This is a genomic window from Galbibacter sp., from assembly GCF_035306585.1.
Classification (GTDB): Bacteria; Bacteroidota; Bacteroidia; order Flavobacteriales; family Flavobacteriaceae; genus Galbibacter.
Map to the genome: position 1 here is coordinate 1 of NZ_DATGNU010000034.1, position 13885 is coordinate 13885.

Below are 13885 nucleotides of genomic sequence, written 5' to 3' on the forward strand. Positions count from 1 at the left end.
TGCATAGCTTTAATTAAATTCAACCCTAATGAGTGTATTAGTAAACAAAGATTCAAAAATAATAGTACAAGGATTCACAGGTAGCGAAGGAACATTTCACGCTGAACAAATGATCGAATACGGAACCCAAGTTGTTGGTGGAGTTACACCAGGAAAAGGGGGGCAAGAACATCTAGGTAAGCCTGTTTTTAACACTGTAAAAGACGCTGTCGAAAAAACTGGTGCTGATGTTTCTATTATTTTTGTTCCACCAGCATTTGCTGCAGATGCGATTATGGAAGCTGCCGATGCAGGAATCAAAGTAATTATAACGATCACCGAAGGAATTCCAGTGGCAGATATGATCAAAGCATCAAGCTATATTAAAAATAGAGATTGTCGCTTAATCGGTCCTAACTGTCCAGGGGTTATCACTCCAGGAGAAGCGAAAGTTGGTATTATGCCAGGTTTTGTATTCAAGAAAGGAAAAGTTGGTATCGTCTCAAAATCTGGTACCCTTACCTACGAGGCTGCTGATCAGGTTGTAAAACAAGGACTGGGAATTACTACTGCTATTGGCATAGGTGGGGATCCTATCATAGGAACCACTACAAAGGAAGCGGTAGAATTGTTGATGAACGATCCAGAGACAGAATGCATCGTTATGATTGGTGAAATCGGTGGACAATTAGAGGCTGATGCTGCAAGATGGGTAAAAGAAAATGGAAACAAAAAACCAGTTGTTGGATTTATCGCTGGTGAAACTGCTCCTAAAGGAAGAACCATGGGTCACGCTGGTGCCATTGTAGGTGGTGCTGATGATACAGCTGAGGCTAAAAAACGCATTATGCAAGAGTGTGGTATCCATGTCGTAAATTCTCCTGCTGAAATTGGAAAAAAAGTTGCTGAAGTAGTCGGCGCATAAGGCCACGGCCCAACAATATAAGATCTTATCCATCTTCTTTTATAAAGAGGATGGATTTTTTATGTTTACTAAAAGAATTTATTTCAAATGAATTTTGTAACATGAAAATTCGAATTGCTATATTTGGATAATTAAAAACAAACGATGTAAAGATCATTAATGAAATTTACAAATCGTTATTGAAATGTAATACAAGACATGAAATTATTAGACGGTAAAACAGCCATTGTAACTGGAGCCAGTAGAGGTATCGGTAGAGGCATTGCTAAGGAATTTGCGAAACAAGGTGCGAACGTTGCCTTTACATATAGTTCCTCTGAAGGCCCTGCAAATGCATTAGAAAAAGAATTAATTGCCTTAGGCGTTAAAGCTAAAGCGTATAAAAGTGATGCTGCAGATTTTTCTGCTGCTCAAGAATTAGCGGATCAAGTTCTAAAAGAATTTGGAAGTATCGACATCTTGGTTAACAATGCTGGAATTACCAAAGATAACTTGCTTATGAGAATGAGCGAGCAAGATTTCGACAAGGTTATTGAAGTAAACCTTAAATCAATCTTTAACATGATAAAAGCAGTTCAACGAACCATGTTAAAGCAGCGCAGCGGATCTATAATAAACATGAGTTCGGTTGTAGGTGTTAAAGGAAATGCTGGCCAAACAAACTATGCCGCATCAAAAGCTGGAATAATTGGTTTTTCAAAATCAGTAGCCTTAGAGCTAGGCTCTAGAAATATTCGCAGCAATGTCGTCGCTCCTGGTTTTATTGAAACCGAAATGACTGGAGCTCTGGATGAGAAAGTTGTACAAGCATGGCGGGATGCTATTCCTTTAAAAAGAGGTGGAACTCCTGAGGATATAGCCAATGCTTGTGTGTTCTTAGCTTCCGATATGTCTTCTTATGTAACTGGGCAAGTATTACAGGTAGACGGTGGAATGCTTACCTAAGAGAATTTTATAATAATCACAAAAGTTATAGTAAGAGCCGGTAGTTAATGTATTAATTTCCGGCTTTTGCAAACTAGCCATTTTGTTCTTTCAATGTAGATGATTTATTATGCTTGAAATCAGCCTTTCGGTTTCCATTATAACTTCTTTAGTGATAGCTTTTGGCATCACTGTTTTTCAATACTTAAAATTTAAAGGCAAAGCTGTAATTTATCTATGGATGGCGCTTTTTCGATTTTTGGGTCTTTTCTGTGTAATTATGCTTGTTATTAGTCCTGAAATTAAGCGCAATGAAACTTTTATTGATAAGCCTAGATTAACCATATTAGTAGATAATTCTAGTTCTATTTCCCATTTAGGCTATGATTCTATTTCCAGAATGGTGCTCGAGGAACTTGCTCAGGATAAATCCATTCAAGAACAGTTTGATGTAGAAACCCTTATTTTTGACAAGCAAATTATTGCTCATGATAGCCTGAGGTATAATGGTAAACAGACCAATATATACAAGGCCTTACAACTCTCCCTAGAACCCAATTACCACAATCCCAATGCCATCGTTTTGCTCAGTGATGGGAACCAAACCATTGGTAGGGATTTTATCTATGCGCTCGACAAAGACTCTTTAACAGCGGTCTATCCAGTGGTCATGGGAGATTCCACCACTGCTTTGGATCTTAGTATTGGGCGCTTGAACACTAACAAATACGTTTATCGAAACAACAAATTTCCAATAGAAGTGTTTGTGAATTATCAAGCTGATGAGCCGCTGCAATCCAGTGTATCGATTTATCAAAATAATCGACTCCTAGAAAGCCAAGCTGTGAAATTTATTAAGGGGGAATCAGTACAATTATTGAATTTTGAAATTCAGGCTATTACCCCTGGACTAAATAGCTATAGCGTAACAGTACAGTCTGATCCAAGAGAACGAAACACCCTGAATAATTCAAAATCATTTGCTGTAGAGGTCATTGACCAAAAATCAACTATTGCCATTATTAGCACGGTAGTGCATCCAGATTTAGGGGCCCTTAAAAAGAGCATTGAGTCTAATGAATATAGAACCGTCAAACTACTAAACCCCATAAAAGATCCTATAAATTTGGAGGAGTTTGAAATGTTCATACTCTATCAGCCAAATGAAAAATTTCAATCGCTCATTAAGCAATTAAAACAAGATAGACGGAATTATTGGTTAATCACAGGAGAAGATACTCAATGGCCATTTTTAAACCAACAAGAACTTGGCTTCCTTAAACACTCACAGGGTCAAACAGAGGAAATAATGCCACTTGACAACCCTGCTTTCAATCTGTTCGGGACAAGAGAGTTGACCTTTGATCATATGCCACCCCTTACCAAGCAAATGGGAACCTTGAATCTAATTGACCCTGCCGAGGTTCTATTGCATCAAAAGGTTGCTGGGGTAGAAACACTAGAACCGATGCTAATGGTTTTTGATAATTCAAACTATAAACGCGCCATATTAGTTGGAGAAGGTATATGGCGGTGGCGGTCCTCATCCTTCGTTGATACCGGAAGCTACACCCTCTTTGACAATTTTATTGGGAATTTAGTGCAATACCTCTCCAATACAAAGGCTCGAAAACGTCTAGAACTTACCCACCAACCATACTATTACCAACATTCAAAGAGTACCATAAGGGCGTACTATTACGATAAGAATTATCGCCCACAATCAACTGAGTCATTAAACATTGTCTTAAAAGACAGGAATTCTGACCAAAGCATTGAAATTCCATTTTTAAATAAAGGTGGATTTTATGAAGTTAGCTTGGTTGACTTAGAACCTTCTATTTATGATTATACGGTAAGGGTCTCTTCAGTGGGTCTCTCCGAGAGTGGCCACATTCAAATCCTCCCATTTGAGGTTGAAAAACATTTTGTAAACCCAGATATTAAAAAGCTTACACAACTGGCAGAAAAATACAGTGGAACACTTTATTTTCCTGATCAAATCCAGGAGCTAAAATCCGACTTATCCTCTTCGAAATTGTTTTTACCTATACAAAAAATAACACAAAATATTGTACCTTTGATCCATTGGAAATGGCTGCTAGCCCTGGCTGTTTTGTTCTTGTCTGGGGAGTGGTTTCTTCGCAAGTATAACGGGCTTATCTAATTTAAATCACATTAATTTTTATGGAAAAATTACCTAAATTCGGAATACCTATTGTAATTATTGGAATAGCTTTAATTATTTTTATCGCAAAATCTACCGTAACTATTGCCTCAGGTGAAGCAGGCGTGTTATTTGAAACTTTAGGAGACGGTGTGGTGACCGATGAGCCCCCTTTATCAGAAGGCTTTCATTTAGTTGCACCTTGGAATAAAATATTCATTTATGAGGTTCGCCAACAAGAGATTTCTGAAAAAATGCAGGTACTATCTGAAAATGGTCTAGAAATACGACTTGATGCTTCGGTTTGGTTTCAACCAGATTATGAAAATCTAGGACTTTTACACCAACAAAAAGGCATTAATTACGTTTCTAGAATCTTACAGCCAGCCATTCGTTCGGCAACAAGAAGTGTCGTTGGTCGTTACACTCCAGAGCAATTGTATTCTTCTAAGAGGGACGTTATTCAAGAAGAGATCTTTGAGGAGACCAAAGAGATTCTAGACAAGCAATATGTCAAATTAAACGAAGTATTAGTCAGAGATATCACACTTCCACCTACCATAAAAGATGCTATTGAGCGTAAACTAGGTCAGGAACAAGAATCTCTTGAATACAAATTTAGACTTGAAAAAGCACAGAAAGAGGCAGAGCGTCAAAGAATTGAAGCCCAAGGTAAGGCAGATGCTAACAAGATTCTAAGCGCTTCCTTAACAGATAAAATATTAAGAGATAAAGGGATTGAGGCTACCATTAAATTATCTGAATCCCCTAATTCCAAAATAATTATCATCGGTAGTGGAGAAGACGGTTTACCAGTAATTTTAGGGAATCAGTAGATAATTAGTTTTCTTTAGACTTCTTGGCCTCTTGGGAAAGAAGTTTCTCCGCCTTTTGTTTCCACTGATCGCGTTCGATTCTCCCGGGAAAAAATTCAATAAGCTCTGTGATTGCCTTTATATCGCTTTCACGGAGCTTACTTAATTGTGAAAGGGAATAAATTCCTATACTGTTTAATTTCTTTTCAATAAAAGGGCCAATGCCTTCAATCTTCTTTAAATCATCTTTGGTATTTTGGTCACCGTAACCTAAGTGATCGAAATCTAAGTGCACTGGAGCCTGTACCACAGTTTTACTCTTTATAGTAGAGGCTGCATTGTCTTTTAAAGAGATACCACTTCTACCACGCGTTTGAATTGCTTTAATGGTATTGTCTTCCTTAAATGAGATAGGGTTATTATTAATATGACTAGAGAGTCGTAGCTTTTCAAGTTGGCAGCGGTCTAGTTCTGCTTTGTACTTGTTATTTTTTAAATTGCGCCCAAGGGCGATTCCAAGAATAAAACCTACCATGGTTAGCACAATGATCAATAGGAATAGATCATTTGGATTTGAGGGTAAAATAGATTCTATCATTACAGCGTAAATGAATTTGGTTTAGGGGTTTACAAGTAATTAGTTTAGTTTGACACGAAGTTATAAAATTTAAAACCTAGTTTCAACCTTTTAGAATTAAAAAACGGAATCCCTTCTATGATTATCGATAACTATCATATAAAAAGGCTGCAGGAAAGGGATAGTTGATATTAAAAAATCCCGATGGTAACCTATATTAGAGTACACATCGGGATTTCAATTATAAAGCTGTTAGGCGATATTGTTTAGAAAAGTTTATTTGTTTGTTAACTAGCGCTCTTTAAATCGTCTTTCATATCCAAATAGAAATCATTGTAATCTGGGTGTAATTGCACGCGTATTACGCTGCTAAACCCAGTGGTTATAATGGATCTTAAACGATTTGGAGCTACCTCAAAATCATTCTCAAACGCGGCGGTGACAGCGATCACCCTAGGCCCTCCAATTTCAGGTTCTAATCCAGCGTCACCAACCACTGATAATGAAAGTTGATTGTATTTATTGGCTACAATGGCAATTTTATTTAAAAAGTCTTTTGCAGTTTCTTGGAGCGTTAAGTTCTTGTCTTTATCCCCGTACAAAAAACTTTGTTCCATTTGTATCGTAATCGCTCCCTTTGACATACCAATTTGAGCATTTTCTCCTAAGGTGCGTTTAAGATCCGTAATAACTAAAATGGCAATAGAATCCTGAGCGCTAAATACATCGCGAATACCTTTGATCTGTGCCTCTCGTTGTTGCAAAGCCTCCAAAGTTTTACCGATTGTACTTGATTGTTGATTGGAGGCTTCTAAGAACTTATTCATATTGGCCATCAAACCATCATTGGTGGTTTGAAGTTGTTCAAGTTGGGTCTCTAGGCTACTTACCTTTCGTTGAGCCTGCCCTAAATCCGCCTGCGTCTGTTCTAATACCTTTAGTTTATTGTTCAAAGCACTAATTTGTTCTCTTAATTCCTTTTTGCTCTGAGCAAATGTTGTAGAGATCGAAAATGCGAGTACTAAAAGTAAGGATGTGGTTAAAGTTCTCATTTTAATAAATTCAATTCGTTCATTTTAATTTGAAGGCACAAGATATTATTTTTTCAGTATATGGCATCTATGAATCTAAAAGATTCCGTTAATTTTTTAATAACTAACACAATGGAGAGTAGAAGTATTCCAGCCTGCGCAATTTCCTTAAGTAATCCTTTATCAGATCACCGTATCCTAGGAAAGAAAGGTCCTAATCGCTGTCGGTACTTTCTTTGAAAATATAAAAAGTAGTTGTATAACTTGTAATTTACCTGGTAGCCGTAATCGATAGATGGATCATAATTTATACGCATTTCATAAAGAGAAGGATCATACACCAGTGGATTTGCAACGCGCTGATTCCAATTGTTTACATAGACGCGATTACGAGACTCCATAAATTGTTGGCTGTAGTACCCCTCTGGCATCGCAATACTGTGTAACCAACTATAATATCCAGGGTCTATTATGATAATCTCATATGCTGTTTCGTGATCACCTATAACCACAGTGTCACTCTCCGCACTGCGACCGGAAAATGCCCTTTCTTCCATAGCGGAAATATTTAGCTCATCCGCCGTGAAATCAGTTCCTTTCCCAGAGTTCGATTTTATCGAGGAGCAGGACCAAATAAATAATAACACTATATATATGGTCAAAAAAGATCTCATCATTTCACATTTCATACTTGAATGCTTGACATTTGGCTCCCTTAAAATACAAAAAGTCGGATTAATAATCCAACTTTATGCTATAACAAGTATTATTTGAGACTGCTTTTTATTTAAACAGCCCTCCTAGGAGTCCACCGATACCACCTTTTTTCTTATTAGCACCAATGACCATTCCTGCGACATCGTCCAAAACACTTCCATCGCCATCCGAATCAATTAAAGATGCAATCAGACTTTGGTTTTCCTTAGGTTGACCACCTAACATACTTCCTAAAAGGCTGTTGAGTCCACCTTGGTCATTCACACTATTTTGTCTAGTTTCCTTTCCTAAGTAACCCAATATGAGTGGTGCTGCAATTTTTAAAATTTGACTCACCGTTCCCGCATCTAACCCTGATTTGCTACTGAGTGTATTCTCCACACTGCTTTGTTTTCCACCAAGAAGGTGACCAAGGATCCCAGCGCCATCACTTAAAGCATCTTGATCAACACCACCTCCAAAAAATCCACCAAGGTTATCTAGTATGCTCCCATCGTGTTTGCTATTAATTGCGTTTAAAAGACCTTGTGCTCCCTGTGGAGAAGAAGCATTTTTTTTCATTGCACCTGTTAAAAGTGGTAGTGCCATTCCTAATACGTTTGCCGTACTACTTTCAGATGCCCCTGTTTGATTGCTTATCCCGCCGATAATTTGACGACCTAAATCACTGTTCAATAATGATGCTAATCCTGCCATGTCTTTATTAATTTAAATTAGTACCCAACAAGGTACAAAAAAAGTCCCTCTGTTAGGAGAGACTTTAAAAAAAGTGAATTTTTATTTTATTTTAATAAGGCTTCAATTTGATCAGCCAGCTCAACTCCAATTCTATCCTGTGCCTCTGCTGTAGCTGCTCCAATATGTGGAGTCAACGAAACTTTGGAATGCATCAACACCTTAATAGCCGGCGTAGGTTCATTTTCGAATACATCAATACCAGCAAAGGATAATTTTCCGCTATCAAGTGCCTCTATTAATGCAGCCTCATCAATTACACCTCCACGAGCTGCATTCACAACTGCAACACCATCTTTCATTAGTTCAAACTCCTTTTTACCCAACACATATTCCTTTTGAGCCGGAACGTGAAGTGAAATAAAGTCAGCTTGCTTTAGAACTTCTTCTTTAGAAATTGTTTCAATCTGAAAATCCACACTTTGACCATCAAAGAAAGAAAGCTTAATAGCAACCTTCTCAATAAATGGGTCATAAGCGATCACCTTCATTCCAACTGCAAGACCAATCTTAGCAGTCTCTTGTCCGATTCGGCCAATTCCGATAATACCTAATGTTTTACCTCTTAACTCAACACCACCTGCATAGGCTTTTTTAAGTTTAGCAAAATTAGTCTCACCCTCTAAAGGCATATTGCGATTTGCATCATAAAGAAAACGAACACCACCATAGAGGTGAGCGAAAACCAATTCAGCAACCGAAGCTGAAGAAGCCGCTGGGGTGTTAATCACATGCAGTCCTTTTTCTTTAGCATAATCAACATCGATGTTATCCATTCCAACACCACCACGTCCTATAAGTTTAAGGGAAGGGCAGGCATCGATAAGATCTTTACGTACCTTGGTTGCACTTCTAACTAAAAGTCCAACGATATGGTTTTCATTGATGTAACTCTCTAATTGTTCTTGGGCAACCTTAGTTGTAATGACTTCAAATCCCTTACTTTCCAGTGCATCTACTCCGCTTTGAGATATACCGTCATTTGCTAATATTTTCATTTCTAATTTTATTTTGATTTTAATTCCTGTGTTCTTTTAAACTTTTAGGCCTTTCTTTCCAGTTCTTGCATAACATCTACCAATGCTTGCACACTTTCCAGTGGTAATGCATTATACATGGAAGCTCTGTAACCACCAACACTTCTATGACCATTAATTCCGTTAAGTCCAGCTTCTTTAGCAAGTGCGTCAAAGGAGTCCTTATGTGCTTGATCTACTAAATTAAAAGTAGCATTCATAGCTGATCTATCTTCCTTAGCTGCAAAACCTTTGAAAAGTGGGTTGCGATCAATCTCATTATAAAGAAGTTCTGCCTTAGCTAGGTTTTTCTTTTCGATCGCGGCAACACCTCCCAGATCTTTAAGCCATTGAAGCGTTAGCATGGAAACATACACCGCAAATACTGGTGGGGTATTAAACATACTATCTTTTTCAGCATGAACACGATAGTCCATCATAGATGGAATTGCACGGTCTGTTTTGCCTAGTACAGATTCCTTTACAGCAACTAGGGTAGTCCCCGCTGGCCCCATATTCTTTTGAGCTCCCGCATAAATGATATCAAATTTTGAAAAATCCATTTGACGTGAGAATATATCGGAGCTCATATCACAAACTAAAGGACAATTTGCTTCTGGAAACTCCTTTACTTGAGTTCCAAAAATGGTATTGTTAGTAGTAAAGTGGATGTAATCCAAATCTGAAGGAACATCATACCCTTTAGGGATGTAATTAAAATTACCGTCCTTGGAAGAGGCTAATTCTACAACCTCTCCTAACAATTTTGCTTCCTTGATGGCCTTTGATGCCCATGTTCCTGTATTTAGATATCCAGCCTTATTTTTCATTAGGTTGAAAGGAACATTGATAAATTGCATGCTTGCACCACCTTGGAGGAACAAAATCTTATATCCTTTTCCTTCTAGTCCTAGGTGTTCCAAGGCCAATTGCTGGGCTTGCTCCATTACGGCAATAAAGTCTTTGCTACGGTGAGAAATCTCTATTAAGGAAAGGTCTAAATTATTAAAGTTTAAAATGGCCTCAGAAGCTTTTTGAAATACCTCTTGAGGCAGAATGCATGGTCCTGCGCTAAAATTATGCTTTTTCATAAAAATAGTTAGTTGTGATTTTTAAGGATACAAAGTTGCTAATTTCTCCCTTAAAAACTGTTATCAAAAGCATAATAATTTTGTTAGAATGCTAACAGATATTGTGGAGTTGTTATAATGTGGCAAATTCTGATGAACTAAAGTGATTTTTTAGTTATAACGCCAATAAAAAGTTTAAGGTATCCACATGATCTGCATAATCCCACAGTTCAGGTTCTTGGGTTTTTCCAAAAGGAATTTCGTTGTCAAACCATCCTTTTGAAACAACACATTGTAATTGATCGCCGTCGGCGATTAATTTCTGTTTCAATGAATCCTGATCCGTATAACGCTCATAAAACAATGTAGCAATCGGAGATCCATACCCTGTGTCTTCTTTGAGCATTAAAAATCCATTCTCCAACATTTCATATAAGCTCATCAAATAAACTGCCTTATTATAATCGTAATTATTGGCATATTTATTTTCATTGATTATTTCCCGGTAAGGATAAATGGCCTTAAAGAAAGCCTCAAAATCATACTCTTGAGGTACAAATAATTTAGAAACACTCCTACAGCCAAGACCGTAATATGTAAAGATATCTTTTCCGAGTAAATAAAGTTCTTCAAGGGATTCTTTACCCGTTAAAATAGCTACCGAATTTCTGTTTTTTCGTATAATGTTTGGTTTATTTTTAAAGTAGTATTCAAAATAACGAGCCGTATTGGTGCTTCCAGTGGCAATTACAGCATCATAGGGCGGTAACTTTTCTTTATAAAAACTTATCTTTCCTTTAAAACACGGCTCAAGATGTTCCAAGTAATTGGCAACAAAGGGGAGTAGGTGCATATCATTAGAGGATTGTCTAACCGCAATTTTATGTCCACTAATCAGTACGCATAAAAAGTCATGAAACCCAACTAAAGGAATATTCCCTGCCATTATAACGGCGACCAATTTTGGTTGTATTTTATCAAAATTATAATTGGACAACCATTTTTCTATATTGGGTAAGGTCAGTGCATCTGCCCAATTGGATAACGCTAAAAAAAGATTTTCTCGGGTAAACCACGCATTGTGCTGCTCGGCTAAATTCAACTTATCCATTAAGGCGTTTATGTAAACTTGTTCATTACTATTGACTGCATTATTTTCTTGTACGGTTTGTCTAAACAAGTTGCCGAGTTTAACAAAAGCAGCTATTCTATTGTGAATCTCACCCATTATATTTGTTTAAGATATAGTTTGTCTTTATTTTTGACTTGCAAATTTACACATAAGCTACTGATTGCATATTTATAATCATTATAATTTTGGTTTTAGAAAGAAAGTTTTCTGTGGTTCACTTTAATTTTTGAAACAACTATGTGTATTTTTGCGCAAAAAATTATATTAATACTAGAAAAAGAAAAACATGGCTATTATCATTACAGATGAGTGTATAAATTGCGGGGCCTGTGAACCGGAATGCCCAAATAATGCAATTTACGAAGGCGCCGATGACTGGCGTTATAGTGATGGCACTTCACTTACAGGAGATGTGGTTTTGCCTAATGGAAAGCAAGTAGACGCCGATGAGTCTCAAGAACCAGTGAGCGATGAATATTACTTTATTGTTGCTGATAAATGTACAGAGTGCATGGGATTCCATGAAGAGCCTCAGTGTGCGGCAGTTTGTCCAGTGGATTGCTGTGTTCCTGACGAAAACAATGTGGAAACAGAAGAAGAGTTGTTAGGGAAACAACGCTTTATGCACCCAGAATAGAAAACAAATCTTAAGGATTAGAAGACTCCTTACTAATTGTATAATTTTAAAGGGAAGCCACAAGCTTCCCTTTAATTTTTCATGTGATCATATTTTTAATAATATGTATCCTATCAGGATCTACTTTTTAGCGCTGTAGACTCTTTTGATAAGTTCATTGGTGCTTTTGTCATAATATTCAACAACAAAATCTCCCTTCTCATCAAAATATCCAATACCGTTACCGTTTTCAGTCTCTACAATGAAATTTTTATTGGAAGAAACATAGGTAGTGGCGTTTAGACCTGCATCCTCCTTAGAGGCAATGGTAAAGCCATCTGATTGTGGTGTAAAGTCACATTCTGACCCATTACATACAAAGGTTGCCTTTTTGTCGAGCATTACTTTAGAATCGCCTTCAACTACCATTTGATGTGTGGTCACTTTTGTTGGAGAATCAACCCTGCTCTGGTTAATTTTATTTTGATCCTCCTGGCTAAGTTCAACTTTTTGTTCTTTTCTTACAAGCATGCTTTCACTAACCTTCTCCGCACCCTTGTTATCTACTGTTGTTTTTGTTTTAGTAATTGTTTCTTCCAAAACATCTTTATTTTGAGCAAACATAAAAGTCATACTCAAAACCAATACGGATGATAAAACTAATTTTTTCATAAATTCCCATTTTTGGTTATCTATAATACATACGAAAATAATTTTCATTTTGATGTTAATGGTCTCATAAGGTGCATTAACGGACTGTTAAAATACCCAAGAGCCAAATCCCTTTAAATCCCTATTGCTATATGCAATACCATCGAATCATTTGATTATATTTGCACTCAAAAAAAAATAATCAATATCGAATGAAAGCAGGAATTGTAGGGTTACCAAATGTAGGGAAGTCAACATTGTTCAATTGTTTGTCTAATGCCAAGGCACAGAGCGCTAATTTCCCTTTTTGTACTATTGAACCAAACCTAGGGGTGGTGAATGTTCCAGATGAACGTTTAGAAAAATTAGAGTCCCTTGTGAATCCCGAACGGGTGCTACCAGCTACTGTTGAAATCGTCGATATTGCTGGGCTGGTCAAAGGGGCAAGTAAAGGGGAAGGTCTAGGAAATCAGTTTTTAGGTAATATTAGAGAGTGTAATGCGATTATCCATGTTTTGAGATGTTTCGACAATGACAATATTGTTCACGTGGACGGTAGTGTTGACCCAATTAGGGATAAAGAAACCATCGATATTGAGTTGCAGTTGAAGGATCTTGAGACCGTGGACAAACGTCTAGAAAAGGTCAATCGTGCAGCTAAAACAGGGGACAAAGACGCTCAAAAGGAACAAAGTTTATTGCAGCGTTTTAAAACTTCTTTGGAGAGTGGAATTTCCGCCAGAGCGGTAGCGGTAGATGAAGAGGAGGCTGAATTCATGAAAGGATATCAATTGTTGACTGCCAAACCAATTTTATATGTTTGTAATGTAGATGAAGCTTCTGCCAAGGCTGGGAATGCTTATGTTGATAAGGTCATTGAATTTACCAAAGACGAAAATGCAGAGGTCATAGTACTAGCCGTAGCAACGGAGGCTGATATTGCAGAATTAGAGGATTATGAGGAACGTCAATTGTTTTTGGAAGATATTGGCCTTAAAGAGCCAGGAGTTTCTATTTTAATTCGTGCAGCGTATAAACTTCTCAACCTTCAGACCTATTTTACCGCTGGAGTTAAAGAAGTTCGTGCATGGACCATTGATGTAGGTGCTACAGCGCCTCAAGCAGCAGGTGTGATCCACTCTGATTTCGAAAAAGGATTTATACGAGCAGAAGTTATTGGATACGATGATTATGTTCACTATGGTAGCGAAGCCAAAGTAAAGGAAGCGGGAAAAATGAGGGTAGAAGGTAAAGAATACATTGTTAAAGATGGTGATATTATGCATTTTAGATTTAATGTGTAGGTAAATCCACCATTCACCAATAATAATTAAATGGTATCTTGACCAAAGGTTTAGGATACCATTTTTTAAATCTATAGCTAAGAAGGAGGGACTTATTGAATTTTCACCCCTTGGGATATATTAATCTACAAAAAATCAGGTTCTTAACAATTTGGGATTTTAGTATGTTAATTACTTTAGTTTAAAGGGGTTTCATTTTAGCGGTTGAAGCCTTATATTAGCGTCA

General features: G+C 37.2%; 14 protein-coding genes. 6 read left to right on the top strand and 8 right to left on the bottom strand.

Features of this window, described 5'->3' with window-relative positions:
• Positions 1-28 precede the first annotated feature (28 nt).
• The 4 genes from sucD to VKY50_RS03550 all read left to right on the top strand — a co-directional run bounded on the left by sucD (position 29) and on the right by VKY50_RS03550 (position 4831).
• The gene (gene sucD, locus VKY50_RS03535; RefSeq protein WP_324298917.1) at positions 29-904 is read left to right on the top strand and encodes a succinate--CoA ligase subunit alpha; all 876 of its coding nucleotides are present in this window, start codon (positions 29-31) and stop codon (positions 902-904) included.
• Between the two features lie 198 nt (positions 905-1102).
• Positions 1103-1849, top strand: a complete 747-nt coding sequence (fabG, locus tag VKY50_RS03540) for a 3-oxoacyl-[acyl-carrier-protein] reductase (RefSeq protein WP_324298919.1) — start codon at positions 1103-1105, stop codon at positions 1847-1849.
• A gap of 109 nt (positions 1850-1958) precedes the next feature.
• Positions 1959-3995 (top strand): vWA domain-containing protein, encoded by a 2037-nt coding sequence (locus tag VKY50_RS03545; protein ID WP_324298920.1) that lies wholly within the window; start codon positions 1959-1961, stop codon positions 3993-3995.
• A 20-nt stretch (positions 3996-4015) separates the two neighbouring features.
• On the top strand, positions 4016-4831 hold the full coding sequence (locus VKY50_RS03550; RefSeq protein ID WP_324298922.1) for a prohibitin family protein: 816 nt from the start codon (positions 4016-4018) through the stop codon (positions 4829-4831).
• 4 nt (positions 4832-4835) lie between these two features.
• Here the strand turns inward: VKY50_RS03550 and VKY50_RS03555 are convergent, their stop codons facing one another.
• From VKY50_RS03555 to VKY50_RS03585, 7 genes are all read right to left on the bottom strand, one after another.
• Positions 4836-5408 carry a hypothetical protein gene (locus tag VKY50_RS03555; protein ID WP_324298924.1) on the bottom strand — a complete coding sequence of 191 codons (573 nt, stop codon included), beginning with the start codon at positions 5406-5408 and terminating at the stop codon, positions 4836-4838.
• 266 nt (positions 5409-5674) lie between these two features.
• A complete protein-coding gene (locus tag VKY50_RS03560; protein WP_324298926.1) occupies positions 5675-6439 on the bottom strand; it encodes a hypothetical protein in 765 nt (254 codons plus the stop codon).
• A 167-nt stretch (positions 6440-6606) separates the two neighbouring features.
• Positions 6607-7092 carry a DUF6146 family protein gene (locus VKY50_RS03565; RefSeq protein WP_324299065.1) on the bottom strand — a complete coding sequence of 162 codons (486 nt, stop codon included), beginning with the start codon at positions 7090-7092 and terminating at the stop codon, positions 6607-6609.
• 109 nt (positions 7093-7201) lie between these two features.
• Positions 7202-7831: a DUF937 domain-containing protein gene (locus tag VKY50_RS03570; RefSeq protein ID WP_324298928.1), complete on the bottom strand. Its 630-nt coding sequence runs from the start codon at positions 7829-7831 to the stop codon at positions 7202-7204.
• A gap of 86 nt (positions 7832-7917) precedes the next feature.
• Positions 7918-8868 carry a D-2-hydroxyacid dehydrogenase gene (locus tag VKY50_RS03575; protein WP_324298930.1) on the bottom strand — a complete coding sequence of 317 codons (951 nt, stop codon included), beginning with the start codon at positions 8866-8868 and terminating at the stop codon, positions 7918-7920.
• Between the two features lie 44 nt (positions 8869-8912).
• Positions 8913-9977: a 3-phosphoserine/phosphohydroxythreonine transaminase gene (gene serC / locus VKY50_RS03580; protein WP_324298932.1), complete on the bottom strand. Its 1065-nt coding sequence runs from the start codon at positions 9975-9977 to the stop codon at positions 8913-8915.
• A 154-nt stretch (positions 9978-10131) separates the two neighbouring features.
• Positions 10132-11184, bottom strand: a complete 1053-nt coding sequence (locus VKY50_RS03585) for an acyl-CoA reductase (protein WP_324298934.1) — start codon at positions 11182-11184, stop codon at positions 10132-10134.
• Between the two features lie 190 nt (positions 11185-11374).
• On the opposite strand from VKY50_RS03585, the gene VKY50_RS03590 reads away from it, so the two are divergent.
• Positions 11375-11725, top strand: a complete 351-nt coding sequence (locus VKY50_RS03590; RefSeq protein ID WP_324298936.1) for a 4Fe-4S binding protein — start codon at positions 11375-11377, stop codon at positions 11723-11725.
• A gap of 120 nt (positions 11726-11845) precedes the next feature.
• Here the strand turns inward: VKY50_RS03590 and VKY50_RS03595 are convergent, their stop codons facing one another.
• A complete protein-coding gene (locus VKY50_RS03595; RefSeq protein WP_324298938.1) occupies positions 11846-12376 on the bottom strand; it encodes a hypothetical protein in 531 nt (176 codons plus the stop codon).
• A 191-nt stretch (positions 12377-12567) separates the two neighbouring features.
• Between VKY50_RS03595 and ychF the strand changes: the two genes are divergently transcribed.
• Entirely contained in the window at positions 12568-13659 is a 1092-nt protein-coding gene (gene ychF, locus VKY50_RS03600) for a redox-regulated ATPase YchF (protein WP_324298940.1), read from the top strand.
• The last annotated feature ends 226 nt before the right edge of the window (positions 13660-13885 follow it).